This is a genomic window from Leifsonia sp. GW821-FHT13C09 (assembly GCF_058806435.1).
The window spans coordinates 310,696-333,545 of record NZ_JBXAPS010000003.1 but is presented as its reverse complement, the minus strand read 5'-3'; the positions used below and the strand labels follow the sequence as shown (position 1 = coordinate 333,545).

Annotated in this window: 28 protein-coding genes and 1 pseudogene; 14 read left to right on the top strand and 15 right to left on the bottom strand. The window is 71.7% G+C overall.

From position 1 onward, the window contains the following. Positions 1–134 precede the first annotated feature (134 nt). Genes AC1ROW_RS13040 through AC1ROW_RS13030 form a run of 3 tightly spaced genes read left to right on the top strand, consistent with a single transcriptional unit; the run spans position 135 to position 4,644 of the window. A complete protein-coding gene (locus AC1ROW_RS13040) occupies positions 135–1,877 on the top strand; it encodes a glycosyltransferase family 2 protein (protein WP_493019330.1) in 1,743 nt (580 codons plus the stop codon). Then, positions 1,874–2,605, top strand: coding sequence for an HlyD family efflux transporter periplasmic adaptor subunit (locus AC1ROW_RS13035; RefSeq protein WP_493019329.1), 732 nt, complete (start codon positions 1,874–1,876; stop codon positions 2,603–2,605). Before AC1ROW_RS13040 ends, AC1ROW_RS13035 begins: the two co-directional genes overlap by 4 nt. Next, complete coding sequence (locus AC1ROW_RS13030; RefSeq protein WP_493019328.1) at positions 2,602–4,644, top strand: glycosyl hydrolase; 2,043 nt, start codon at positions 2,602–2,604, stop codon at positions 4,642–4,644. Before AC1ROW_RS13035 ends, AC1ROW_RS13030 begins: the two co-directional genes overlap by 4 nt. 35 nt (positions 4,645–4,679) lie before the next feature. On the opposite strand, the gene AC1ROW_RS13025 is transcribed toward AC1ROW_RS13030, so the two are convergent. From AC1ROW_RS13025 to AC1ROW_RS13000, 6 genes are all read right to left on the bottom strand, one after another. Then, positions 4,680–5,462: a glycosyltransferase family 2 protein gene (locus AC1ROW_RS13025; protein WP_493019327.1), complete on the bottom strand. Its 783-nt coding sequence runs from the start codon at positions 5,460–5,462 to the stop codon at positions 4,680–4,682. Positions 5,463–5,529: 67 nt separating this feature from the next. Continuing rightward, positions 5,530–6,090: a dihydrofolate reductase family protein gene (locus AC1ROW_RS13020; protein WP_493019326.1), complete on the bottom strand. Its 561-nt coding sequence runs from the start codon at positions 6,088–6,090 to the stop codon at positions 5,530–5,532. A gap of 1 nt (position 6,091) precedes the next feature. Further along, the gene (locus AC1ROW_RS13015; protein ID WP_493019325.1) at positions 6,092–6,685 is read right to left on the bottom strand and encodes a TetR/AcrR family transcriptional regulator; all 594 of its coding nucleotides are present in this window, start codon (positions 6,683–6,685) and stop codon (positions 6,092–6,094) included. A gap of 65 nt (positions 6,686–6,750) precedes the next feature. Beyond that, entirely contained in the window at positions 6,751–7,104 is a 354-nt protein-coding gene (locus AC1ROW_RS13010; RefSeq protein ID WP_493019324.1) for an SPW repeat protein, read from the bottom strand. A gap of 102 nt (positions 7,105–7,206) precedes the next feature. After that, the gene (locus AC1ROW_RS13005; RefSeq protein ID WP_493019323.1) at positions 7,207–7,707 is read right to left on the bottom strand and encodes a SixA phosphatase family protein; all 501 of its coding nucleotides are present in this window, start codon (positions 7,705–7,707) and stop codon (positions 7,207–7,209) included. Positions 7,708–7,824: 117 nt separating this feature from the next. Then, a complete protein-coding gene (locus AC1ROW_RS13000; RefSeq protein ID WP_493019322.1) occupies positions 7,825–8,691 on the bottom strand; it encodes an alpha/beta fold hydrolase in 867 nt (288 codons plus the stop codon). A 199-nt stretch (positions 8,692–8,890) separates the two neighbouring features. Here AC1ROW_RS13000 and AC1ROW_RS12995 point away from each other — a divergent pair, with 199 nt between their 5' ends. Further along, positions 8,891–9,067 carry a hypothetical protein gene (locus AC1ROW_RS12995; RefSeq protein ID WP_493019321.1) on the top strand — a complete coding sequence of 59 codons (177 nt, stop codon included), beginning with the start codon at positions 8,891–8,893 and terminating at the stop codon, positions 9,065–9,067. 21 nt (positions 9,068–9,088) lie between these two features. Here the strand turns inward: AC1ROW_RS12995 and AC1ROW_RS12990 are convergent, their stop codons facing one another. Further along, a complete protein-coding gene (locus tag AC1ROW_RS12990) occupies positions 9,089–9,811 on the bottom strand; it encodes an SDR family NAD(P)-dependent oxidoreductase (RefSeq protein ID WP_493019320.1) in 723 nt (240 codons plus the stop codon). A 226-nt stretch (positions 9,812–10,037) separates the two neighbouring features. Here AC1ROW_RS12990 and AC1ROW_RS12985 point away from each other — a divergent pair, with 226 nt between their 5' ends. Further along, positions 10,038–10,943, top strand: coding sequence for a patatin-like phospholipase family protein (locus AC1ROW_RS12985; protein WP_493019319.1), 906 nt, complete (start codon positions 10,038–10,040; stop codon positions 10,941–10,943). Positions 10,944–11,038: 95 nt separating this feature from the next. Here the strand turns inward: AC1ROW_RS12985 and AC1ROW_RS12980 are convergent, their stop codons facing one another. From AC1ROW_RS12980 to AC1ROW_RS12965, 4 genes are read right to left on the bottom strand one after another with little or no spacing between them, the layout of a single operon-like run. Continuing rightward, a complete protein-coding gene (locus AC1ROW_RS12980; protein ID WP_493019318.1) occupies positions 11,039–12,871 on the bottom strand; it encodes a thiamine pyrophosphate-requiring protein in 1,833 nt (610 codons plus the stop codon). Between the two features lie 12 nt (positions 12,872–12,883). Then, complete coding sequence (locus tag AC1ROW_RS12975) at positions 12,884–14,512, bottom strand: GMC family oxidoreductase (protein ID WP_493019317.1); 1,629 nt, start codon at positions 14,510–14,512, stop codon at positions 12,884–12,886. Continuing rightward, the gene (locus AC1ROW_RS12970) at positions 14,509–15,213 is read right to left on the bottom strand and encodes a gluconate 2-dehydrogenase subunit 3 family protein (RefSeq protein WP_493019316.1); all 705 of its coding nucleotides are present in this window, start codon (positions 15,211–15,213) and stop codon (positions 14,509–14,511) included. The genes AC1ROW_RS12975 and AC1ROW_RS12970 overlap by 4 nt, the downstream gene beginning before the upstream one ends. Beyond that, a complete protein-coding gene (locus tag AC1ROW_RS12965) occupies positions 15,210–16,169 on the bottom strand; it encodes a hypothetical protein (protein WP_493019315.1) in 960 nt (319 codons plus the stop codon). The genes AC1ROW_RS12970 and AC1ROW_RS12965 overlap by 4 nt, the downstream gene beginning before the upstream one ends. Between AC1ROW_RS12965 and AC1ROW_RS12960 the strand changes: the two are divergent. The 6 genes and pseudogenes from AC1ROW_RS12960 to AC1ROW_RS12935 all read left to right on the top strand — a co-directional run. Further along, positions 16,117–16,569 (top strand): annotated as a pseudogene (locus AC1ROW_RS12960) (S1C family serine protease); the annotation flags it as partial. The gene AC1ROW_RS12965 and the pseudogene AC1ROW_RS12960 sit on opposite strands and share 53 nt — an antisense overlap. A 184-nt stretch (positions 16,570–16,753) precedes the next feature. Next, complete coding sequence (locus tag AC1ROW_RS12955) at positions 16,754–17,029, top strand: S1C family serine protease (RefSeq protein WP_493019459.1); 276 nt, start codon at positions 16,754–16,756, stop codon at positions 17,027–17,029. Between the two features lie 45 nt (positions 17,030–17,074). After that, complete coding sequence (locus tag AC1ROW_RS12950; protein ID WP_493019314.1) at positions 17,075–17,254, top strand: FAD-dependent monooxygenase; 180 nt, start codon at positions 17,075–17,077, stop codon at positions 17,252–17,254. Positions 17,255–17,306: 52 nt separating this feature from the next. Next, entirely contained in the window at positions 17,307–18,092 is a 786-nt protein-coding gene (locus AC1ROW_RS12945) for an SDR family NAD(P)-dependent oxidoreductase (RefSeq protein ID WP_493019313.1), read from the top strand. A 107-nt stretch (positions 18,093–18,199) separates the two neighbouring features. Continuing rightward, positions 18,200–18,796 carry a hypothetical protein gene (locus AC1ROW_RS12940; protein WP_493019312.1) on the top strand — a complete coding sequence of 199 codons (597 nt, stop codon included), beginning with the start codon at positions 18,200–18,202 and terminating at the stop codon, positions 18,794–18,796. Between the two features lie 53 nt (positions 18,797–18,849). Beyond that, positions 18,850–19,191, top strand: a complete 342-nt coding sequence (locus AC1ROW_RS12935) for a YciI family protein (RefSeq protein WP_493019311.1) — start codon at positions 18,850–18,852, stop codon at positions 19,189–19,191. A gap of 10 nt (positions 19,192–19,201) precedes the next feature. Here AC1ROW_RS12935 and AC1ROW_RS12930 read toward each other — a convergent pair whose 3' ends face one another. Then, positions 19,202–19,594, bottom strand: a complete 393-nt coding sequence (locus AC1ROW_RS12930; protein ID WP_493019310.1) for a hypothetical protein — start codon at positions 19,592–19,594, stop codon at positions 19,202–19,204. A gap of 285 nt (positions 19,595–19,879) precedes the next feature. Here AC1ROW_RS12930 and AC1ROW_RS12925 point away from each other — a divergent pair, with 285 nt between their 5' ends. Continuing rightward, the gene (locus AC1ROW_RS12925) at positions 19,880–20,035 is read left to right on the top strand and encodes a hypothetical protein (protein WP_493019309.1); all 156 of its coding nucleotides are present in this window, start codon (positions 19,880–19,882) and stop codon (positions 20,033–20,035) included. A 10-nt stretch (positions 20,036–20,045) separates the two neighbouring features. On the opposite strand, the gene AC1ROW_RS12920 is transcribed toward AC1ROW_RS12925, so the two are convergent. Next, complete coding sequence (locus tag AC1ROW_RS12920; protein ID WP_493019308.1) at positions 20,046–20,297, bottom strand: helix-turn-helix domain-containing protein; 252 nt, start codon at positions 20,295–20,297, stop codon at positions 20,046–20,048. Between the two features lie 89 nt (positions 20,298–20,386). Here AC1ROW_RS12920 and AC1ROW_RS12915 point away from each other — a divergent pair, with 89 nt between their 5' ends. Next, a complete protein-coding gene (locus tag AC1ROW_RS12915; protein WP_179605267.1) occupies positions 20,387–20,590 on the top strand; it encodes a cold-shock protein in 204 nt (67 codons plus the stop codon). Positions 20,591–20,849: 259 nt separating this feature from the next. Next, positions 20,850–21,479 (top strand): DnaJ family domain-containing protein, encoded by a 630-nt coding sequence (locus AC1ROW_RS12910; protein WP_493019307.1) that lies wholly within the window; start codon positions 20,850–20,852, stop codon positions 21,477–21,479. Between the two features lie 26 nt (positions 21,480–21,505). Here the strand turns inward: AC1ROW_RS12910 and AC1ROW_RS12905 are convergent, their stop codons facing one another. Beyond that, positions 21,506–22,252: a hypothetical protein gene (locus tag AC1ROW_RS12905; RefSeq protein WP_493019306.1), complete on the bottom strand. Its 747-nt coding sequence runs from the start codon at positions 22,250–22,252 to the stop codon at positions 21,506–21,508. Continuing rightward, on the bottom strand, positions 22,249–22,842 hold the full coding sequence (locus AC1ROW_RS12900; RefSeq protein ID WP_493019305.1) for a DUF6114 domain-containing protein: 594 nt from the start codon (positions 22,840–22,842) through the stop codon (positions 22,249–22,251). The genes AC1ROW_RS12905 and AC1ROW_RS12900 overlap by 4 nt, the downstream gene beginning before the upstream one ends. Between the last annotated feature and the right edge of the window lie 8 nt (positions 22,843–22,850).

Here is a 22,850-nt window from a genome sequence, read left to right as displayed (position 1 = left end):
AACAGCGATTCGCCCACACGGCGTCGACCCGGTCACCACGACGCCGCCACGGAGCACCCGACCTTCCGTCGCTCCCACGCCATCGTCGTCGTCGCCTCTCCTCAGCATGACCCGAACAGAAGGCTGGAGATCCGATGTCCGGTACCCTGACGCGTCCGCGCGCCGAAAGACCACCCGCGACCGAAACGAGTTCGCCTGTCCGCGACACCGGGACCGCGCAGTCCCCGGTGATGGTGCTGCTCGTGCTCATCGCGACCCTGGGCATTCTGGCCTACGCCGGGTTCCTCCTGAACCCCGCCAACCGCGGAGACCTCCTGCCGTACCTGATGGTGATCACGGCGGAGAGCATCCTCGTCGTGCAGGCGCTGTTCGCCATGTGGACGATCCTGGCGGGCGGCCGGGACCCGCGCGACTTCGCCTTCCACCGGGCCCAGGCGGCGCTGTTCGTGATGCCGTCGGCGCACTCGGCGGATGGCGTGGGGGAGCGCGGGAGGCACCTCCAGGACCATCCCGAACGGTGGCCGCTGCGCCTGTCCGGCCGGCGCCTCCTCGTCGACGTCTTCATCACGGTCTACGGAGAGGACCCGGCCAAGGTCCGGGCGACCGTGACCGCCGCCCTCGCGATGCGGGGTGAGCACCGGACCTGGGTGCTCGACGACGGCCGGTCCGACGAGATCAAAGCGCTGGCCGCCGGGCTGGGCGCGCGGTACGTCCGGCGACTCAGCGGCAACGGCGCGAAGGCGGGGAACGTCAACCACGCCCTGTCGATCGCGAAAGGCGAGTTCTTCGCCATCTTCGACGCCGATTTCGTGCCGGACCCGGACTTCCTCAACGAGACGCTGCCCTTCTTCGTGAACGAGAAGGTGGCGTTCGTCCAGACCCCGCAGACCTACGGCAACCTGACCACCACCATCGCCATCGGCGCCGCGTACATGCAGTCCGTCTTCTACAAGTTCGTGCAGCCGGGGCGGAACCGTTTCAACGCGGCGTTCTGCGTGGGAACCAACGTCGTCTTCCGGCGCTCCGCGATCGACGACGTCGGCGGCCTCTACACGGATTCGAAGTCCGAGGACGTGTGGACCTCGGTGCTGCTGCACGAGCGCGGGTGGCAGTCGATCTACATCCCGGACGTGCTCGCCGTCGGAGACGCGCCCGAGACCGTGGAGGCGTACAGCAAGCAGCAACTGCGCTGGGCGTCCGGCGGGTTCGAGATCCTGCTGACGCACAACCCGCTCAGTCCGCGGCGGCGGCTGACCATGGACCAACGGCTGCAATACCTGGTGACGGCCACGCACTACCTCTCGGGGATCTGCCCGCTCCTGCTGCTGCTCGTGCCTCCGCTCGAGATCTACTTCGACCTGCGCCCGATGAACCTCAGCATCACCGTCTTCACCTGGCTCCTGTACTACGCGGGCTTCTACGTGATGCAGATCCTGCTCGCCTGGTTCACCCAGGGCTCGTTCCGCTGGCAGACCCTGACCCTCTCGACCGTGTCCTTCCCGATCTACGTACGCGCACTTCTCAATGTGATCGCGGGAAGGGACCAGGCCTGGCATGTGACCGGCACCCGACGGGCGAACTCGCCGTTCAACTTCGTCATCCCGCAGGTGCTCTTCTTCGTGTTCCTCGCGCTGACCTCGGTCGTCGCGATCTGGCGCGACGAGAGCAACGGGGTGTTCACCCTGGCCACCGCGTGGAACGTGACGAACACGGTGATCCTGGGCGCGTTCCTCGGCACGGCGATGCGGGAGGCGAAGCGGCTGCGGCGTCCAGCTCCGGTGCGGGTGCCCGCTGCGTCGGCTGCGGTGAGCGCTCCGATCACCGTCGTCGCGCGACCGAACCCGGTCGCCGCAACGCTCGCGGAGGTGGCACCGTGACCTGGGCCAACCGATTGCGTCTGGCTGTGGGCCTGCTCGTCGTGCTCGTGCTGGTCGCCGCATTCACGCTCGTCTTCAACCAGCGCCAGACCCAGGCGACGAGCACCTCGGCGACGATCGATGCGGAGTCGTTCCCGGTCGGCACGGACTACGGAGGTCTCGTCACCCAGCAGTTCGTGAAGTCGGGCGCCACCGTCACAGCGGGGGAGAGGCTGTTCGCCGTGCAGAGCTTGCGCCTCCAGCAGGACATTGCCTCCGGGCTGCTGACGCCGCGGTCGGCGCCGTACCCGGTGGCGCCGGATGGGACCGCCACGGTGGTCGCAGCGGTGTCCGGAACGATCTCCTCGATCGACGTTCAGCAGGGCGCATACGCTCAGGCCGGAACCGTGCTCGCACACATCGACCGCCGTGGCTCCCTGTTCGTGAACGCGGAGTTCACCCTCACCGCGCGGGACTACTCGCGGGTCGCCCAGGGCGCGGCGGTCGACCTCCTGCTCCCGAATCAGCGGGTGCTCGCGGGCCGCGTGCAGAGGATCGAGGTTCAGACCGTTTCCGGCCGGGCGCAGTCGACCATCCGCGTGGCCAGCGGCGCGCTGATCGAGGGCAGGGATGACGGGTTGATCACCCCGGGCACGCCGGTGACCGCGACGCTGCATCTGCGGGACGACGGACCGCTCGCCGGACCGAGCGACGCCTTCGCCGCCCTGCTCCGGAAGATCGGCCTATGAGGAGGCGCGGTGCTCGCCTGCTCGTGCCGGTCCTGGTGACCGGGGTGCTCGTCGCGGCAGCGCTGACCGCCTGTCAGCCCTCCGGACGGAGTGACACGGGAGCGCCGGCCGCAGCCACGGGGACGGGCGACCCCCGCGTCTTCCCGGACGCCCAGGTCGCGCCCTTGGTCGAAGCGCTGCCGCAGCGCAGCGTGGCCGCACCGCCTCCCATGCGGCTCGCCCGCGGACTGGTCCCGCCGACGAACCGGTGGTTCTCCGGGCTCGTGTTCGGCCCGACGCCGCAACCGGTGTTCCCCCTCCCGCTGTCCTTCGGCCTCACGGCGCGCGGCTTCGCGTTCGGGCTGCCAGCCGTGACGGCGACGGCGAAGACGATCGCCGGCGGCTACGAGCCCGCGGTCACGCTCGACGCATCAAGCGCATCGTCGGAGGTGAGAGCGTACGACGACGTGTCGGTGACCGTGACGCTGAAATCGCAGAGCGGGGCCCCGATCGGGCACGTCACGATCGCCGAGGGCTCGCCCCTGGTGAGCTTCAGCGCGGACGCGGACACGACGCTCGCGAGCTCGGTCGAGTTCCGGAGCGCCGACGGGCCCGCAGTGGCGACGGTGGCGGGAACCGACTACGCGCTCATCGCCCCCTCCGGCTCTCTCGCCGCAACCGGCCGCAGCCTCGAGCTCAAGAAAGGACAGGCGGCGGAGTGGTTCCCCGTGCCGCACGGGGAGACCGCCGCTCACGTTGCCGCACACGTCTCCGGGCCGCTCGAAGGCGTCAGCACCGGTTACGCGGACGCCGGCGCCGACGCGACCACCAGCCTCACCTACCGTGCGGCGGGAGGATCAACGCTCTTCGGCGCGCTCCCGGCTCAGAAGTCCAGCCTCGCCGGCACACGGTGCACCCTCGGAACGTACGCGACGATCTACGGCACGATGACGGTCTGTGCGGGCGACACGCTCGCATGGGGTGTGCCCGCCGTCACTCCCACGGGCGCGCTCGACCTCAGCGCCGTCGACACGACCACGAAGGACGCGATGGTCCGCCAGTTGCGGACGGACGCCGCCGCCGCGGACCCGTTGCCGTCGGACACCTACTTCGGCGGCAAGGGGATGTATCGCCTCGCGAACCTGCTGACGATCGCCCGGCAACTCGGGCAGGACCAGATCGCCGACGGACTGCGCACCCGCCTGGCGACGGCCCTGGACGAGTGGGCGCAGCCCGCCCGGTGCGCCTCCGCGCCGGCGCGCTGCTTCGTCTACGACCCGGCCATGCGCGGCGTGGTCGGGCTGACCGCGTCCTTCGGGTCGGACCAGTTCAACGACCACCACTTCCACTACGGCTACTTCCTCTCCGCCGCCGGGATGCTGGCGAAAGACGATCCCTCGTCGGTCAAGCGGCTCGCCCCCGTGATGAACCTGCTCGCCGCGGACCTCGCCACCAGTGGCCCGAGCAGCTACTTTCCCGAGCGCCGCACCTTCGATCCGTACACCGGCCACTCCTGGGCATCCGGGTACTCGCCCTTCGCCGACGGGAACAACCAGGAGTCGAGCTCCGAGGCGGTGAACGCCTGGAACGGCCTCGCGCTGTGGGCGGACGCGTCCTCGCAACCGTCTCTGGCCCGGGAGGCCACGTGGATGCTGTCCGCCGAAGCGGCGTCCGCGCGCGACCTCTGGACGAACGCCGACGTCTCGGACTTCCCGGGGTTCGCGCACTCGGTCGTGTCGCTGAACTGGGGAGCGAAGCGGGACTACGCGACCTGGTTCAGTCCCGAACCCGGCGCCATCCTCGGCATCCAGCTCATCCCGATGGGACCGGCCGCGGGCTACCTGAAGACGTCGGCCTCCCGCATCGGGGAGAACCTGGCCGAGGCGACGCCCTCCGGGTACGACGTGCCGTTCGGGGACTACCTGCTGATGTACCGGGCGCTTCAGGGCGGAGCGGGCGCGGCGGCCGCCCGCGCTGCGGCCGCACACCTCCCGGACAGCGCGATCGACGACGCCGACTCGCGAACCTATCTGCTCGCGTGGCTTGCGGCGAAGCACTGACCGAGCAGGCCTCCGCGGCGTACTCGGGCTGCACGTCAGCGCCGGCCTCGCCGCCACGCACGCCGCCGCCGGCGCCGCTCGCGCAGCGTCACCGCCTCCCGGTTGACCGCGAAGGTGGTGAACGACCACGCGATGTGACGGCGGAAGGACGACCAGGACCCGAGCTGGCGTCCCGAGACGTCCATGACGAGGGTCGGGTCGTAGAGCACGGTCATGTCGGGTTCGAGTTGGATGCTCAGGTCGGAGTCGTCGTGGATGTCCCGTCGGTCGCGGTGGACCAGGGGGCTCATCCGCGCCCAGGCTTCGCGGCGGATCGCGTAGTTGGAGCCGAAGAGGGGCGGGTGACTCAGCATCGGGCCGACGGCGTGGAAGTATCCGCCGAGGTAGAGGGTCCGGCCGGCCCAGGCGAGGAGCGGGTTGGTTCCGTAGAACCGGCCGGTGCCGGTGACCGCGCTCCACGGCCCAGGCGAGGCGAAGTCGGCCAGGAGGCGCTGGAGCCAGTCGGGGGAGGGGCGTGAGTCGGTGTCGATGCGCGCCAGGATGTCGCCGCGGGCGGCGTCGAACCCGGCGGCCGTCGCGTCGGGGATCCCGCCCGTGGCGATGACCAGGCGGGCGCCTGCCCGCGTGGCGACCTCGCGGCTTTCGTCGGTGCTGCCGCCGTCGACGACGATCACCTCGGACGCCCGCACGGTCTGGGCGGCGAGCGCCTCCAGGCACTGGGCGAGCATGGCGGCGTCGTTCAGGCAGGGGATCACGACCGAGACGGCGGGCCCGGCGGTGGGCCGGGGCGGTCCGGGGTTCCCCGTCTGCTCAGCCATTCCGCCGACCTCCTGCCCGGCTCCGACGATACGGCGGCGACGTGTGCGGCGGCCACCCGCTCGACCGCTATCCGCGGGGCCGGAATCGCAGCGCCGTCACTCCGGACCGGAAGTCCTGTCGATCCACCGGCTCCAGCTCGACCCGGTCGCGCAGACCCGCGAGCAGCGTCGGGCCGTGCCCGGCGAGCACCGGCTGCACCACGAACACGTACTCATCTATCAGTCCCAGGTCCGCCAGCGCCAGGGGGAGTGTCACCCCGCCGACGAAGAGGCCGGCCCCCGGCTCCTGCTTCAGCCGTTCGACCGCCGGGCGGAGGTCGCCGCGCAGCAGCTCGGCGTTCCAATCGACCCTGCTCAGCGTGCTGGACACGACGTGCTTCCTCGCGGCGTCGATGGTCTCGGCGAACGGGAGGTGGGTCTCGTCCATCCCGTCCGGCCACACGCCCGTGGCTGGCCGCCGCCACGCCGCCTCCATCATCTGGTACGTGACCCGGCCGAAGAGCAGGGCGTCGGCGCGCTCCAGCTCGGCGGTCCAGAAGCGCATCGACTCCTCGTCGGGCGGGAGGCCGGCTTCGTGGTGGACGCAGCCGTCGAGCGTGACGTTGATGGCGTAGCGCAGCGGTCTCATCTCACCCGTCCCCGTGCTCCAGCCCCGCGCACAGCAGTTCGGCGAGCGCGGCGAGGTCTTCGCGCGGGTCCTCGACCGCGTCCGCCGCGTTGCCGTCGCCCGACGCGTCCGTGAGCCGCGGTGTCGTGACGATCGCGGCCCACGCCAGTGCCGCGGCACGGAGGCGCCTGCCGCCGACAGGGACGTGCAGGCTGCCCGCGAGCACCTTCTCGATCGTCGCGTGCAGCGCCCGCCGGTGCTCGGCCAGGTTGGCCTTGACCTCCGGGTGCGAGTGCTGCTCCCGCCAGACGATCACGCGGAGCACGGCGGAGTCCGCCTGCACCCGGAAGAGCTTCTGGCTGAGGTTCAGCAGGGACCGGACCGGGTTGCCCGGTTCGATGAGCGGATCCGGGTCGATCGTGCCGGGCCCCAGCCGTTCGCCGACCAGCGCGCCGAGGATGTCCTTCTTGGTGGGGAAGTAGTAGAACAACAGGCCCTTGGGGACAGTCGCCGCGGCGGCGATGGCCGAGGTCGGGGTCGCGTCGAAGCCGCGTTCGGCGAAGAGGCTCTCGGCCGCGTCGAGGATCCGGGTGCGCGCCTCCGTCGCCTGCTCCATCGTCTCGCGGTCCCTCCCCGGACAGGGCGAGGGGCCGGTCGACCGGCCCCTCGCGGTGGTTCGTACTAGTGCGTCGCCTGCGGGTGATGCATCTTCATCGCGGGCTGCACGGCCAGGAGGCCGGCGGCCAGCGCGACGACTCCCGCGATCCAGGATGTCCAGGCGGCTGCGGCGTTCGAGGTGTAGTTCCCCACCCACGGCGAGATGATCAGCAAGGCGCCGAGAGCGACATGGATCCACTCCATGGAGACGAGTCCCGGCATCGCCAGGCTCCACACTCCGGCCGCGACCAGCAGCACACCCAGGACGAGCATGATCGGCAGGGACGCGCCCGTGTGAGCGGTCCAGATCGTCGACAATGCCACGTAGAGACCGGCGGCCACGGCCACCCAGTCCTGCCAGCGAGTCCACTTCTTCATCGACACCAACATCCTTTCGTCAGTCGGCTCCCGATCTGGGGGTCGCTCTTGATTTTAGAATTGATTGACCGACCGGTCAATGCGCGGATCGCCCCGTGCGGATCAGCCCAGGCCGTGGCCGTCCGAGCGTCCCGCGGCACGGAGGGTCGCGGAGGTCGCGTCCAGTTCGGACCAGGGTCCGACCACATCGAGAACGGCCAGACCGGCGGTGCCCATGACCACGTCCTCGTCGGCGAGAAGGCATGCCAGCTGCTCCATCCCCGGATTGTGGCCGACGAGGATCGCCGCCCGCAGCTCGTCGGGCATCTCCCGCACGACGTCCAGGAGCAGGCCGACCGAGGCTGCGTACACGCGGTCGTCGAACCGCGCGGGAGGCGCCGGCGTGAATTCGGCGGCCACGAGCTCCCAGGTCTCGCGGGCCCGCCGGGCCGGCGACACCACGGCGAGGTCGATGCTGTCCGCATGGTCCGCGAGCCATCGGCCGGCGAGAGGCGCCTGTGTGCGGCCGCGTCCGGCCAGCGGGCGGTCGATGTCGGGCACCGTCCCGGACCAGTCCGACTTGGCGTGGCGGAGCAGGATGAGGGTGCGCTGGGTCGTCGTCACGGTGTCAGTGTGCCGCAGGATCGGTCGCTGCGGCACCGTCGGCGGCCGATCTCCGGGGGTCTCAGGGGGACGGCGTCGGCTGGTAGTACTGGGCGGTCGTCCCGGCGAAGTCGCTTCTCACGACGCGTCGAGGATCTCCCGGAGCCGGGCCGCGAACTCGCGGGGCTTGCCCGGATACCCCGAGTCCTCGGCCGCGAAGCCGCCGTGGTGGCTGGGGAAGACGACCGGCTCCGAGCCGAGCAGCGATGCCACGGCGGTGGACGTGCGGCCGGTGAAGATGCCCTCCGACTCCTCGCCGACGGCGATGACGACGCGGGTCGGCGCGGCTTTGAGCGCGTCGATGTCGGGCCGGTACTCGGTGATCGCGACGGAGCGCCGCGAGAGGAGGGGGTCGTCGCGGGAGCCGTCGTCGGCCGTGGGCATCCCGAACATCGCCGGATCCGGAGCGGGGAGGGCGAAGTAGTCGTCGGTGAACTCGCCGCGCCACGACGTCATCATCACGAACGCGGCCATGCCCGCCCCGAAGCCGTGGGCGTCGTAGGCGTCGTGCACCGCGTCGAGGCCCCGCTCGGCGGCCTCGGCGTCGGGGAGGACACCCGGCAGCGGCGGCTCGTGCGCGACCAGGGTGCGCACGTCCTCCGGATGGGCGGCCACCAGGGCGAGCGCGGTCACGGCGCCGCCGCTGCTGGCGAACAGGTCGACCGGCCCGGCCCCGAGCGCCTTGATGACCGCGTGGACGTCCTCCGCCTGCGTGGTGGGGGTGTTGGTCACCTCGCCGTCGCTGCGCGTGCTCCGGCCGAGACCGCGCGGGTCGTAGGTGACCACGACGCGGTCGGGGAGGTAGGACGCCAGGGCGCGGAAGCCGCTCGCGTCCATCGGCTGCCCGATCATCACGAGCGGTGGATGCTCGCCCGCCCCGGTCTCCGCGTCGGCGACGTCGTAGACGATCGCCGCTCCGGGCGTGTTGATGGTGCGCGTTTCCATGACGGACTCGTCTCGGTCGGCGGACAGCTGCTGGTGTGGATGCTACGCGACGCCGCCCACCCGAGGCTATGACCCTCCGTCTACCCGACAACTGGGGCGGCCGTCAGGCTTCGAGTTCGCTGATCCAGGCCTACTGTCACAGGTCGCCGACCTACGCTCTTCTCCAGAGGTGGGGAAAGTGAACAAGACAGGAATCATCATGAGTGCAACGATCACCCCCATCCGGAGACCCGCGCCCGTCGCGCACGTCGAGACGATCCCGGGCTCCGCCGAGAGCCGCACGATCAGCGTGCGGTGCTGGTGCGCGATCGGTCGCGACCACACGTACGCGGAGTGGGTGGAGCTGTTCGGGCGGGCCCAGTACGACGTGCGCTGACAGCCGCTCCGAGCGGCGCTCTCACCACGGCGCGACCGTGCCGTCCCACGAGAACAGCAATCCGCTCGGCCCGTCGTCGGGCAGGTTCGCGAGCCGCACGGCGGCCGCGGCCGCCTCGGCGGGGTCGCCTCCGGCGGCCGCGGCGCGCGGGTTCAGGTTGGTGGCCCGGAGGCCGGGCGCCAGGGCGTTGACCTTGACGCCGTCCGCCGCCAGCGCGTGCGCGTAGAAGATGGTCAGGCCGTCGAGCGCGGCCTTCGACGACCGGTAGGCGGCGCCGCGGCCGGACGAGGCGGCGACGTGGTCGAACTGCGGGTTCGGCCCGGTGCTCCAGGTGAGCGAGCCGGTGCCGCTGGAGATGTTGACGATCCGGGGATGCGCGGAGCGCAGCAGGGCGGGCAGGAACGCGTTGGTCACGGCGACGACGCCGAACACGTTGGTCTCGTAGGTGCGCCGGAACACGTCCACGTCCACCTCGGTGATGACGTCCGCGATGTCGAGAGAGATGCCGGCGTTGTTGATCAGCACGTCCAGCGTGGGTACGGCCGCGGCGGCCGCGGCCACGCTGTCGGCGTCCGTGACGTCGAGCGGGAGGACGCTGCCGCCGACCTCGGCGGCGGCCTGCTCGCCGCGCTCGCGGTCGCGGGCGCCGAGCAGGACGTTCCAGCCCTGCGCGGCGAGCTGACGGGCGATCTCCTTCCCGATTCCGCTGGTGGCTCCGGTGACGAGTGCTGTGGTGGTGTTCACGTCCTCCAGCCTGCGGCGGCCGTCACGGCGGAACCAGGCCCGCGCAGTACCCCCTTCGGCGTGCGGGCCGCCCGTGCTAACGTTCTCCCGATCGTGATCCGAACGCAGGAGGTGAGACCCATGACCGCAGTATCCGTAGTGGGTGCTCCCTCCCAGCGCACGATCGCGCGACGCCCGTAGCCGTCGCAGGGAGCGCCCGAAGGCATCTTCGCGAAAGGCGACTCCCATGAACGCACATACTTCCTCCCCCTCCCGCGCGCTCGTCCTGCACGGTGGCGGGTCTTCCGGCAACGCCTGGGAGATCGGCGTGATCGCCGGCCTCCTCGACGGCGGCGTGGACGTCACCCGCGCCGACCTGATCGTCGGCACGTCGGCCGGATCGACAGCCGCAGCCCAGATCACGAGCGCGCCGCCCGGCGAGCTGTTCGCCGCCATCCTCGACGCCCCGCGGCCGCAACGCCCCGGCGGCGCCGGCGTCTCCCGCGGCGTGGCCGGCTCGGTCTCCAGCCAGCTGGAGGTCACCGACCGCATCATCGCCGCGTCCTCCGACGCCGCCGACATGCGCCGCCGGATGGGCGCTTGGGCGATCGAGCTCGCCGACGACGCCGGCCCCGAACGGCAGTCGCAGTGGCGCGCGACGGTCGCCTCCCGGCTGCCGAGCCAGGACTGGCCCGAGCAGAACGTCGTCATCACCGCGGTCGACGCCCGCACCGGCGAGGGCGCGACTTTCGACCGGGGCAGCGGCGTCGCCCTGGCCGACGCCGTCGCGGCGAGTTGCTCCAGCGGCTTCGCCTACGCCCTCGGTGAGGAGCGCTTCATCGACGGGGGGTACCGGCGCAACGAGAACGCCGACCTCGCGGCCGGCTACGACCGCGTCCTCGTGCTGTCGCCCTTCGGCGGACGCAGCCGGCATCCGGAGGAGTGGGGGATGCAGCTCTCGGCGCAGGTCGACGAGTTGCGAGCCGGCGGCAGCACGGTCGAGACGATCGTGCCCGACCAGGCCTCCCTCGACGCTTTCGGCGAGAGCATGATGGACCTCTCGCGCCGGCCGGCCGCGGCGCAAGCCGGTTACGACCAGGGGAGGGCGGCGGCCGGGCGGCTCGGCGCGGTCTGGGTGCCTGACGCCGTCTGAACGGCGAGCGCGCGCTGAACGCGAGCGCGCGCTGAACGGCGAGCGGCCGCCGATCGCGTGATCGGCGGCCGCGTCGCCCCGGCAGGGGAGCTCGCCTAGTGGTCGTCGCCGTCCTTGTCGCGGTGCAGCGCGCCCTTCACCCGCTCGACGCCCTCGGTGATGAGCGAGGTGGCCGAGTCCTTGATCGCGCCGAGACCGTCCGGGTCGCCCTTCAGCAGCGCCAGGCCGGTGTTCTTCGCGAACTCGAACGTGATGTGCGGCGGCAACGGCGGCACGTTCTTGCTGGTGTGCGCGTCGATGACCGTCACTCCGGGGTGAGCGAGGGCGGCGTCCCAGGCCGCCTCGATCTGGTCGTCGGACGTGACCGTGATGCCCTGGAAGCCCAGCAGCTGCGCCCAGCCCGCGTAGTCGACCGACTCGACATCCTGGGAGGTCGACCACACCGGGTTGGCGTCCTCGGTGCGCATCTCCCACGACACCTGGGTGAGGTCGTCGTTGTGCAGCACCAGCACGACGAAGTTCGGGTTCGACCAGCGCGACAGGTACTTCTTGATCGTGATCAGCTCGTTCATCCCGAGCATCTGGAACGCGCCGTCGCCGATCGTGCAGACGACCGTGCGGTCGGGGTAGGCGAACTTCGCCGCCTCCGCGTACGGCATCGCGGCGAGCATCGTCGCCAGCCGGCCGGAGAGGTCGCCGCGCATCCCGTCGCGCAGCCGGATGTGCTGGCCGTACCAGTCGGCGGTGGTCCCGGCGTCCGCCGTGACGATGGCGCCGGCGGGGAGCCGCTTGTTCAGCTCGTGGTAGACCCGGCGCGGGTTCACGCCGTCGTCGTAGTGCTGCTCGGCCTGGGCGGCGAGCTCGGCGTCCCATTCCCGCATCCCGGCGGCGGCCTTCTCCTGCCAGGACAGGTCGTCCTTCTGGGTCAGCAGCGGGATGAGCCCGGCCAGCGTGGTCTTCACGTCGCCCCAGATGCTCACGTCGGTGGGGTAGCGCAGCCCGAGCTGCTCGGGCCGCAGGTCGATCTGCACGGCTTTGGCCTGCCCGGTCTTCGGCAGGAACTGGCCGTACGGGTAGTTGGTGCCGAGCAGGACGAGCGTGTCGCAGTCCTGCATCTGGTCGTAGCTCGGCCGCGAGCCGAGCAGGCCGAGCTGCTGCGTGTGGAAGGGCACGTCGCCCGGGACGACCTGCTTGCCGCGCAGCGTCGTCATGAGCCCGGCGCCGGTCAGGCGGGCGGCCGCCAGGACCTCCTCCGTCGCCCCGACCGCGCCGTGCCCGACCAGGAAGGTGACCCGCTCGCCGGCGTTGATGATGTCGGCGGCCGCCCGGAGCTGCTCCGCCGGCGGCGCGATCGCGGTCGACGGCGCGACGGCGCTCGACCGGGACACCCACATCTCGGCGCCGGGAGCCGCCATCTCCATCCCCTGCACATCGTGCGGCAGGATGACCACGCACGGCTGCTTGCGGGTGATCGCGGTGCGGAACGCGGTGTCGATCACCGCCTGCGCCTGCTCCGGCGACACGATCGTCTGCACGTACTCCGCGACGTCGGCGAAGGTCTGCTCGAGCTTGCTCTCCTGCTGGTTGAAGGTGCCGAAGGAGTTGAGCCCCTGCTGCCCGACGATCGCCACGACGGGCTGGTTGTCCATCTTGGCGTCGTAGAGGCCGTTGATCAGGTGGAAGCCGCCGGGGCTGGAGGTCGCGATGCAGACGCCGACCTCTCCGGTGAACTTGGCGTGCGCCGTCGCCATCAGGGCGCAGATCTCCTCGTGAGTCGGCCGGATGTACTCCAGCCCCTCGCCGGCGCGCTCGGCCTTGCCGAGCATCCCGTCGAACTCGCCGATGCCGTCGCCGGGGAACGCGAACACCCGCCGCACGCCCCACTCCCGCAGTCGTCCGATCACGAACTCGCTGACTGTCGTCGCCATGGTTCTTCTCCTTCAGTCGTTGCGCTGGATCAGGCGGTCCGCCGCCCGCGCGGCGACCGCCATGATGGTGAGGGCGGGGTTGGCGCTGCCCTGCGTGGGCAGCACGCTCCCGTCCGTGATGAGCAGGTTGGGGACAGCGAACGTCCGGCAGTCCGCGTCGACAACCCCTTGCGTCTCGTCGGCCCCCATGCGTGCGCCGCCGACCAGGTGGGCGTAGCGCTGCACGGTCATGGTCTCCTGGGCTCCCGCGGCCTCCAGGATGCGCTCCATCGTCGCCTGCGCGGCCTTCGCCAGCGCCCGGTCGTTGTCGCACTGCGAGTAGGCGAAGTGCGCGATCGGGAGGCCGTAGCGGTCCTTCTCGTCGGCCAGCGTGACCCGGTTCTCCGCCCGCGGCAGGAACTCGCACAGCGCGCCGAGGCAGGCCCAGTGCACGTAGTCGGACATGTAGCGGCGCAGGTCGGCGCCCCAGTGCCCCTGCGCCATGACGTGCTCCGCCCAGGTGATCGGCAGCGGCGAGACGGTCTGGATGGAGTAGCCGCGCTTGTAGGGCTTGCCGGGGTCGGTCTCGTAGAACTCCTCGGTGCTCACCTCGGGCGGCGGCGCCTTCCACATCCGGATCTCCTGCTCGAACCGGCCGGCGGTCTGCGGCGCGCCCTGCACCATGAGGTAGCGGCCGACGAGGTCGAAGTCGTTGCAGAGGCCGTCCGGGAAGCGCGCGGACGCCGAGTTGAGCAGCAGGCGCGGCGTCTCGATCGAGTAGCCGGCGATCGCGACCATCCGGGCCTTCTGGAAGCGCGGGACGCCGTCCTTCACGTAGTGCACCCCGGTCGCCCGGCCGCTGAACTGGTCCACCTCGATGGAGGTCACCATGCTGTCGGCGCGCACCTCGGCGCCGTGGGCGAGCGCGTCCGGGATGTGCGTGATGAGCGGCGACGCCTTGGCGTTCACCTTGCAGCCCTGCAGGCAGAACCCGCGGTAGATGCAGTGCGGTCGGTGGCCGAACCGGCCGTTCGTGATGGCGACGGGGCCGACCTTGGCCTCGACGCCCGCCGCGTACGCGCCGCGCAGGAAGGTCTCGCCGTTGCCCGACACCGGATGCGGCCGGTGCGGGTACCGGTGCGGGTCGCCCCACGGCCAGTCGTCGCCTGCGACCGGGAGCTCGTTCTCGATGTCGTCGTAGAACGGCGCGAGGTCGGCGTACTCCACGGGCCAGTCCGCCCCGACGCCGTCGGCGCTGAAGGTGTGGAAGTCGCTCGGGTGGAAGCGGGGCACGTAGCCGGCATAGTGCACCATCGAACCGCCGACGCCGCGGCCGGAGTTGTTCGAGCCGAGCGGCACCGGGTCGTCGCCGCCGATCTGCCGCGGCTCGGTCCAGTAGAGGTGGTGGGAGCCGGCCTCGTCGCTCACCCAGTCGCGCGCCGGGTCCCAGAACGGGCCGGCGTCGAACGCGACGGCGTCCCAGCCGGCCCGTGCCAGGCGCTGCAGCATGACCGACCCGCCCGCGCCGCAGCCGACGATCGCGATATCGACCTCGTCGCTGTCGGCGAAGCGCCGCATCTGCTCGGTGAGCCGCGGCTCGGCGCGCGAGCCGTCGGGCGTCAGCAGCCAGGCGGAGTCGTTGCGCTCGCGGACGGTGCTCATGAGCCTCCCGTCCGCAGCTTCGTCCCCGGCTCCGCGTGCGGCCCCGGCTCCGCCTTCGTTCCCGAACCGGACTGGGGGAGGTCGCCGGGCCGGGCGTCGGCGACCTCGAACGGCTCGCGGCTGTCGAGGCCTAGGTTCTTGTAGCCGCGCGGGTAGGCCGGCCCGGCGAAGCCGATCTCGTCCCACGCCGCGGGGTGGCTGTAGAAGGCTGTGCACGCGTAGCGGGTCCACAGGCTCCAGATGCGCGCTCGGTGGAAGCCGTGCCAGTCGCCGTCCCCGTCCTTCACCCCGGCCAGCAGGGTGACCTGGTCGTCCTCCTCGCACGCGGCGAAGACGCGGCCGTGCTTCGCGTGCGCGTCCTCGTCGAGCGCGGCGAGGCTCGTCCGCCAGGCGACCCAGTCGTCCGGCATCGAGTCGTAGTGCCAGCCGTCGGTCTCCTTCTCGGCCAGCCGGGCGTCCACCATCGCTGTCACCGGCACGCGGCGGTCGTCGGGATGCTGGTCGAGCAGGCGGTCGAACAGCGCGGTGGCCGCGCCCTCCTCGGCCGCGTCGAAGAAGCGGATGTCCGGCGGCCGGCCGACGCGGTCGAGCACGGTGGCACGCGTCGTCTCGTCCCAGGCCGGGGCCTGGTCGAGCACGTGGAAGCCGGGGAAGCGCTCGGGGACCCGATCGGCGGCGCCGCCCTGGCCGGCGGCTGTCACTTCTCGCGCCTCAGGATCGCGGCCAGGAGTCCCATCCCACCGACCACGGTCACCAGCAGGGGAGCGAGCAAGGGCGGCCCCATCTCCAGGTTGTACCGCAGGTTGTGCCAGCCGCCCGGCTTCTGTCCGACGCCGCGGGCGTGCAGGTAGACGCCTTGCAGCCCGTTGGCGACGATCGTCGCCGCGGCGATCGGCAGCGCTGTCTTTGCGGCGGTCTTGCTGAAGACCCCGGCCACGCCGGCGACGGCGCCGATCGGCCCGAGGATCACCGGCGCCCACATCCAGCGGTTGCCGAAGCTGGCCTTGTCGTGCTCGAAGTAGATCTCGGCCGCTGTCACCATGGCGCCGGCAGCCGTCAGTCCCGAGAGCGAGCGCTCGAAGCGCCCGGTCTCCACGTTCCTCACGAGGCGGTCGATCCCACGGACCGGCTCACGCCTCCGCAGTGCCGCCGCCCTGCGCCTGATTCGACTCACATCGTCTCCGTCCGGTAGTTCATTGCCAGCGTTCCACCGTGCAGTCGGGAGGTGAAGGGGTCCTGACGGGCTTCTCAGGGAGGGCGCTCCGACGGCGCCCGGACCCTGTTGCCGCCGCGTCGGGGCCGGTGGTAGACCGACCGTGAGCGCGCCCGGAGCGTCGCTCCTCGTCACCTGGGGGTAGGACATGACAGAGAACGTTCCGGCGCCGTCGGCGCCGTCACCCGCTCCGGCGCCGGGGGCGCCGCGACCGCGTCGCCGGCTCGGCTGGGTGTGGGCGGTCGTCGCCGTCGTGGTCGCCCTCGCGGCCGGCGTCCTGCTGGGCTGGGGGATCGGGCGCTCGTCCGCCGCGACGACCGCGTCCACGTCGAACAGCGCGACCGCCGCCCAGGAGGTCAGCGCGTGCGACGCCATCACCGTCTCGAACCAGGTGCTGCCGGCCGTCGTCACCGTCTCCGCGGTCGGCTCCACGGGTGGAGGCACCGGCACAGGCGAGATCATCAGCTCCGACGGCTACATCGTCACCAACAACCACGTCATCGCGGCCGCGGTGAACGGCGGGAAGATCTCCGTGCTCACCTCCGGCGGGGTGGACTCGCCGGCCCAGCTCATCGGCAGAGATCCGCGATCGGACCTCGCCGTGCTCAAGGTCAGCGCCTCGTCGTCGCTGCCGACCGTCCCGTGGGGCGACTCGGCGAAGGTGGTCGTCGGCCAGCCGGTTGTCGCCCTCGGCGCCCCGCTCGGGCTGTCCGGGACGGTGACCTCCGGCATCGTGAGCGCGCTCGGCCGCACCGTGCCGGTGCCGGGCGACGACGGCCAGACCGCGATCCTGGCGAACTCCATCCAGACCGACGCGTCGATCAACCCCGGCAACTCGGGAGGCGCCCTGGTGGACTGCGCCGGCGACCTGATCGGCATCAACTCGGCCATCGCGACGGTGCCGAACTCGGCGGGCCAGTCCGGAGGCGGCAGCGTCGGCATCGGCTTCGCCATCCCGTCCGACTTCGCGCACAGCATCGTCGACCAGATCATCTCGACAGGGGCACGTCACCTACCCGTACTTCGGCATCTCGGTCGCGCCGATTCCACCGGCCGCCGCCGAGAAGCTGAAGGTCAGCGATGGACTCTACGTGGTCTCCGTCGTCGCGGGCGGTCCGTCCGCCGCCGCGGGACTCCAGCAGGGCGACGTCATCACCCAGATCGACGGCAAGCCGGCGACCAACGCCGACACCCTCATCCAGACCGTGATGACCACCAAGGCCGGGCAGAAGGTCGACGTCACCTACGTGCGCGGCGGCGAGACCAAGACCACGTCGGTGACGCTGGAGACGCCGCCGAGCTGAGCGACGGCCCGTGCCCGGCGGACGTCGCGTCGGTAGAGTCGGGCCGTGAGTTCGCAGAGCGAGACGGCCGGCCACGACATCGCCATCGCCGGCGGCGGCCCGACCGGGATGATGCTCGCCGCCGAGTTGCGCCTGCGCGGGGTCGACGTCGTCGTCCTCGAGCGGGAGCAGGAGCGGAGTCCGGACCTGGACGCGGCGCTGCGGAGGTGGTTCGGGGCCGAGTGAGCGGCCAGGCCGGGCCTGGCCGAGATCGCCGGTGAGGCACTAGGTTGCCCCCGTGGACCTCCGACTGAACGACACCCGCGCCCTCGTCACCGGCGCCAGCCGCGGCATCGGGCTGGCGGCCGCCCGCGCCCTCCTCGACGAGGGCGCCACGGTGATCGGCGTGGCGCGCACCCCGACCGACGAGTCGCGGGAGCTGGAAGCGGCCGAGGGCTTCCGCTTCCATCCCGCCGACCTCTCCGACCCGGACGCGATCGCCGTGCTCCGCGAGGAGCTCGCCGGCGGCCAAGGAGGCCGGGTCGACGTCCTGGTCAACAACGTGGGCTCCGCACCGCCGCGGCCCGGCGGTTTCGCGTCAATCACAGACGACGACTGGCTGCGCAGCTACGAACTCAACGCGCTCGCCGCGGTGCGCGTCACCCGGGCGCTGCTCGACCTGATCCCGGACGGCGGGGCGGTCGTGAACGTGGTGAGCGAGAACGCGATCCTCGCCGACCCGCTGGTGATGGACTACAGCGCGGCGAAGGCGGCGCTGCTGAGCTTCACCAAGTCGCTCTCCAAGGAGCTCGGCCCGCGCGGGATCCGCGTGAACTCGGTCAGCCCGGGTCCGGTCGCGACGGCGCTCTGGCTGGGCGCCGGCGGCGTGGCCGAGACGGTGTCGGCGGCCGGCGGAGGAACCCCCGAGGAGGTGCGGCACGGCGCCGAGCAGGCGATGGTCACCGGGCGGTTCACCACGCCGGAGGAGGTCGGCGTGCTGGTGGCGATGCTGGCCAGCCCGGTCCTCGGCAACCTGACCGGTGCGGACGTGGTGATCGACGGCGGGATGCGGCCGACGATGTGACGGGCGCCCCGCCCCGAACTGGGGACGGCGCGCGACCGATGTCTGTGCGTCCGCCGTGTCAGGCTGTGCAGCGCGCGCCACGGTGGCGCGCAAAGGGGGACATCAGCGTGACCGACGCGACCGACGACCGAATCCAGCCTGCGCCGGAGGGTGCGGAACCCACCGTGCCCGCCCCCGCCGTCCCGCCGTCCTCCGACCCGTTCGCGGCGCCCGACTTCTTCGCGGCGCCAGGATCCTTCGCGGAGCAGCAGCCGTACACCCAGTCCGAGCGCGTCGGCCGGGGGCTCGCGCTCGCGCTGCTCATCATCCCGGCCGCTGTCATTGTCTGGACCGTCCTCTGGAACGTCGGCTTCATCGCCTCGATCGTCACGTGGGGTGTGGCGATCGGCGCGGTCTGGCTCTACCGGGTCGGCTCGAAGGCCCGCGTCACCCGCGGGGCCTTCTGGGGGATCATCTCGATCGTCGCGGTGACCGTCGTGCTGTCGCTGCTCGCCGGAATCTTCACCGATCTCGTTGCCGCGATGAAGATCCCGCTCGGCGACGCCCTCACCGACCACCGGGTGTGGCGTCTGTTCGCCGCCAACGTGTTCGGCAACGGGGACATGTGGCAGTCCTACCTGCCGTCCGTGCTGCTCGCGCTGCTGTTCGCCGTGCTCGGCTGCTTCACCACACTCCGCCGCGCGTCGCGGGAGTCGCGCGCCTGACGAGGCCCCGAGTAGAGTCGCGACCGTAGTCCCGACCGCGAGGGAGTCGCGCGATGACGAAGTTCATGATCTCGTTCCCCAGTGGCGCCATGCACGTCACCGAGGAGGAGCTGCCGGCGGTGGCCGACGCCGCGCACTCGGTGATCCGCGATGCGCAGGAGGCCGGCGTGTACGTCTTCGGCGGCGGCATCGACGAGGGTGTCGGCACGGTGATGGTCTCCGGCGACGGCACGGTCTCGACGGGCACCTACCCCGAGACGCGGCTGATGGACGGCGGGTTCACGATCCTCGACCTTCCCACGCGGGACGCGGCGCTGGAGTGGGCCGCCAGGATCGCGACCGCCTGCCGGTGCCCGCAGGAGGTCCGCGAGTTCCAGGACGACCCGCTCGCCTGACGCGCGCGCCTCAGCCCGGCAGTGCCGCCGTGTCGAAGTAGCTCTCGTCGAAGCACGCGAGCGCCTCGCCCCACGTGCCCCCGGCATCCTCGATGGCCCGCGCCTCGTCGAGCGCCGCAACGGTCGCGAGCGGGACGACGAGCCCGTGCGCGGCCAGATCGAGCACCGATTCGACCGGCTGGCCGGGATCGTCCGTCTCGACCGTGGCAAGGTGCTCGTACACGTCGGGAGCCAGTTCGCGCAGCGCCTCGCCGATCAGGTCGCCGCGCTCGGTGCCCTCGGCGTCCCAGGTGAACCGAACGAGCCCGTCCGCCGGGAACGCGTAGCGGTGTCGTTCCCCAGCCGCGGCGACCGCGTGGTCGAGGGCGGCCCGCACAGCGGCAGGGGCGATGATGTCCGTCATAAGGCTCTCCTTCGTGGCGTCGTTGTCAGCAGGTTCGGGCCTTGGTGCACCGCCGACCGGCAGCGGGTTCCGTGATTCTGGCACGAGTGGACCACCCCCAGGAAGGGGGCAAATGGGCACGCAGGGAAAATCTGCGGAAACAGTTCCTGACAGCCTGGGTGCCCGAGGTCTCCAGGCTGGCGGGCGGGGAGCCCCCAGCGGGATGGACGCGGTGTCGATCCGCGCCCTCAGGTTGGACGCACTGTCGATTCTGGTGCCGCGACGGCACCGCCTACCATCCTTGACATGACCGCCATCGTCGAGGAAGACCGGACCCGGGTTCACCCCGCTGAGGGAGCGCGCGTCGGCGCACCTCTCGGGCTCGGCGGCGCCCTCGGCGTCGGTGGACTCGGCGGCGCCTTCCTCAGCGACGCCGAAGTGGTCATCCTCGGCTACGACTGAGCGGACCGGCTCAGCGCGCCTCGTCGCCCATCGCCGCCGACACGCCCTGCAGCAGGTCGCCCGGCCGGCACTCGAGCACGTCGGCCACGTGGACGAGGTTCAGCACGGAGGGCATGATCGTGCCCCGTTCGATCCGCCAGAGCGTGTGCTCCTGGAGGTCGGCGCGGCGGGCCAGCTCTTCCAGCGAATAGAGCAGGCTCTCCCGCCGTCCGCGGATGTTCTCGCCGATCCGTTCCGCGATCGCGTTGCTTTCCGATTGCACGCGATGAATGCTAACAACCCGGCGGAGAGTAGCCTGTCAATGCCGGGCGCTCGATCGAGCGCGCGGAGAAGACGACGAAGGAAGAAACGATGGCTACAGGCACCGTCAAATGGTTCAACGCGGAGAAGGGGTACGGGTTCATCGCCCCGGATGACGGCAGTGCCGACGTCTTCGCCCACTTCAGCGAGATCTCCTCGCAGGGCTACCGCACGCTGGAGGAGAACCAGAAGGTCGAGTACGACCTGACTCAGGGGCCGAAGGGGATGCAGGCCTCCAACATCCGCCCGCTCTGACATCCGTCGGACACGAGGTATCCGGTTTCGCGCCCACGACGGTAACGCGGGGTGGGAAGCCAGGCGATGGCCCGGCCTGCCACGGGCCGGGCCATCGCCCACCGGGAATGCAGTACAGCCGCCCGTCCCCATAACGGTCCGGCCTGCCATCCGGTTGCTTAGTGCACACATTATGCGTGCCCTCCCGGATGTCAACCGGGGTACGGCGCCGGTTTCAGCCGGCCCAGCCGCCGCGCGGGCCGCGGCGTAGGCTGACGGCATGGCCGACGACAGCCCGCGCTCCGAGCCCGACGCCCGGGTGCCCGACGCCCGGGTGCCAGACGCCCGGGTGGAGGCCGCGCGCTACCGCCTGCGTCGTGAGGCCGAGGCCCGCGGCGAGGAGGTCGAGGAGGCCAACGCCGGCCAGCCGACGATGGACCAGCGCGCGCACGTGATCGAGAACGCGATCCAGCAGGCGATCCGGCGCGGCGACTTCGACGACCTGCCCGGAGCGGGCAAGCCGCTTCCCGGGCTCACCGGCACCCACGACCCGGACTGGTGGATCCGCCGCAAGATCGAGCGCGAGCAGCTCACCGGGCTCGGCCCGCCCGCGCTCACGCTGCGGACCGAGCACGCCGAGTTCGATGCGGCGCTCGACCGGCTCGGGTCGGAGCGGGCGGTGCGCGACCACGTGGCCGACTTCAACCGCCGGGTGGTGGACGCCCGGCGCCAGCTCCAGGGCGGCCCTCCCGTGGTCACGCCGACTCGCGACGCCGACGAGGAGGTCGCCCGCTGGACCGAGCGCCGCGACGCCCGCCTCCGCGAGGCCGAGGCGACCCGGCGCGCGGAGGCGGAGGCGTTCGCCGCCCTCACGCGCCGCGAACGCCGCCGCCTGCGCAAGTCCCGCTGACCACGCCCGCTCGCCCGAGGGCGCGGTCACTCCGAGAGGTGCTGCTTGGTGTTCGTGTAGACGATCGAGTCGGCGGTCGCGCCCACCAGGCCGAGGGTCGCCCGCAGCAGCTGGGGAGGGAGGCCGCTGTTCGGCGGCGGCGTCGAGGCGCCGAAGGTGAGCGGCGTGCCGTCCGGGAGGGTGGCCGTTGCCGAGTCGAGGTAGACCTGCACGTTCCCGCTCAGGGTCATCGTGTCCGCCGTCGTGAGCAGCACGGGTCCGGTCTGCTTGCGGACGTTCAGGCTGAAGCCCTGGATCGTGATGGAGTCCGCCGAGATCTTGATCACCGGGACCCGGCTGCCGTCGGCCAGCGGGACCGTCACAAGTGCGGCGCCCTTGAACCCCGTGAACGACAGCGAGTTGCTTCCGAGCTGCGCGGGGGGCTGGGTGAAGACCGGGGCGCCCCCGTCCGGCGAGGCCGGCGTCGGCGCGGGCGTGGGCGTGGGTGTCGCGGTGCCGGTCACCGGGGTGCCCGGCGTGCCCGGCGCGCCGGGAAGGCCCGGCAGCGGCACCGCGGGGGAGGGAGCTCCGGACGAGGGGGACGGCGACGGCGTCGAGGACGACGAGTCGCACGAGGTGAAGATCGGGATGCAGAGCGAGGCGGGCGCCGCTGTGCGCGTCGCTGTGTGCGTCGCCTGGGCGGGCACCGGGGCGGCGCCGAGGCCGGTCAGGGCGCCGGCAAGCGCGAGCCCGGCTGCCAGCGCGACGCCGGCGGGACCGCTGCGGGCCCTCACGCGGGCTCCTCCGCCGTGCTCTCGCCGTTCGGGCCGGCGCCGTCTCCGGCGACCTCGGCGTCCCGGCGGCGGCGGCCGCGCGGTCGGCGCTCGCCGCGCTGCTCCGGCGGCATCCACGCCACCGTCAGCACGCCGCCGACGGTGCTCAGCAGCATCCCGATGAAGAAGCCGCCGAGATTGACGCCGACGAGCGAGTAGACGGCGATGGCGAGGGCGATCACGCCGTAGAAGATCCGGTGCGCGGGCATCGCGACGGCGAGGACGCCGAGCAGCAGGAGCAGGATCGGGATGATCGTCGCCTGGAGCCCTTCGATGCCGAGCTGCACGTGGATGCGGCCGATGTCGAGCTGTCCGGAGAAGAACATCTCGATCCCGCCGAGCGCCGTCAGGAGCCCGCCGACGAACGGGCGGGAGCGGCGCCAGGCGCGGAACCGCTGCCAGGTCGTCCGGTCGTCGGGCGCTGCGGGCTCTGCGTGCTCGGCGGCCTCTGCGAGCTCGAGGGACTCCGCGGCGTCATCGGACGGCGTCAGCAGCGCCGACAGTTCCGGCGCCGACTCCTCCTCGGGCATTCCCGTCTCCGGCTCGGCCATCGTGTGCC

Coding starts and splice junctions, on each gene's coding strand:
- AC1ROW_RS12925 (WP_493019309.1), top strand. CDS start 19,880: ATGACCGCCATCGTCGAGGAAGACCGGACCCGGGTTCACCCCGCTGAG.
- AC1ROW_RS13010 (WP_493019324.1), bottom strand. CDS start 7,104: ATGAAGAAGTGGACTCGCTGGCAGGACTGGGTGGCCGTGGCCGCCGGT.
- AC1ROW_RS13030 (WP_493019328.1), top strand. CDS start 2,602: ATGAGGAGGCGCGGTGCTCGCCTGCTCGTGCCGGTCCTGGTGACCGGG.
- AC1ROW_RS12995 (WP_493019321.1), top strand. CDS start 8,891: ATGAGTGCAACGATCACCCCCATCCGGAGACCCGCGCCCGTCGCGCAC.
- AC1ROW_RS13000 (WP_493019322.1), bottom strand. CDS start 8,691: ATGGAAACGCGCACCATCAACACGCCCGGAGCGGCGATCGTCTACGAC.
- AC1ROW_RS12915 (WP_179605267.1), top strand. CDS start 20,387: ATGGCTACAGGCACCGTCAAATGGTTCAACGCGGAGAAGGGGTACGGG.
- AC1ROW_RS12930 (WP_493019310.1), bottom strand. CDS start 19,594: ATGACGGACATCATCGCCCCTGCCGCTGTGCGGGCCGCCCTCGACCAC.
- AC1ROW_RS13015 (WP_493019325.1), bottom strand. CDS start 6,685: ATGGAGCAGGCGACGGAGGCGCGCACCCGGATCCTCGACGCGGCCGAG.
- AC1ROW_RS12900 (WP_493019305.1), bottom strand. CDS start 22,842: ATGGCCGAGCCGGAGACGGGAATGCCCGAGGAGGAGTCGGCGCCGGAA.
- AC1ROW_RS13040 (WP_493019330.1), top strand. CDS start 135: ATGTCCGGTACCCTGACGCGTCCGCGCGCCGAAAGACCACCCGCGACC.
- AC1ROW_RS12910 (WP_493019307.1), top strand. CDS start 20,850: ATGGCCGACGACAGCCCGCGCTCCGAGCCCGACGCCCGGGTGCCCGAC.
- AC1ROW_RS12935 (WP_493019311.1), top strand. CDS start 18,850: ATGACGAAGTTCATGATCTCGTTCCCCAGTGGCGCCATGCACGTCACC.
- AC1ROW_RS13025 (WP_493019327.1), bottom strand. CDS start 5,462: ATGGCTGAGCAGACGGGGAACCCCGGACCGCCCCGGCCCACCGCCGGG.
- AC1ROW_RS12980 (WP_493019318.1), bottom strand. CDS start 12,871: ATGGCGACGACAGTCAGCGAGTTCGTGATCGGACGACTGCGGGAGTGG.
- AC1ROW_RS12975 (WP_493019317.1), bottom strand. CDS start 14,512: ATGAGCACCGTCCGCGAGCGCAACGACTCCGCCTGGCTGCTGACGCCC.
- AC1ROW_RS13020 (WP_493019326.1), bottom strand. CDS start 6,090: ATGAGACCGCTGCGCTACGCCATCAACGTCACGCTCGACGGCTGCGTC.
- AC1ROW_RS12985 (WP_493019319.1), top strand. CDS start 10,038: ATGAACGCACATACTTCCTCCCCCTCCCGCGCGCTCGTCCTGCACGGT.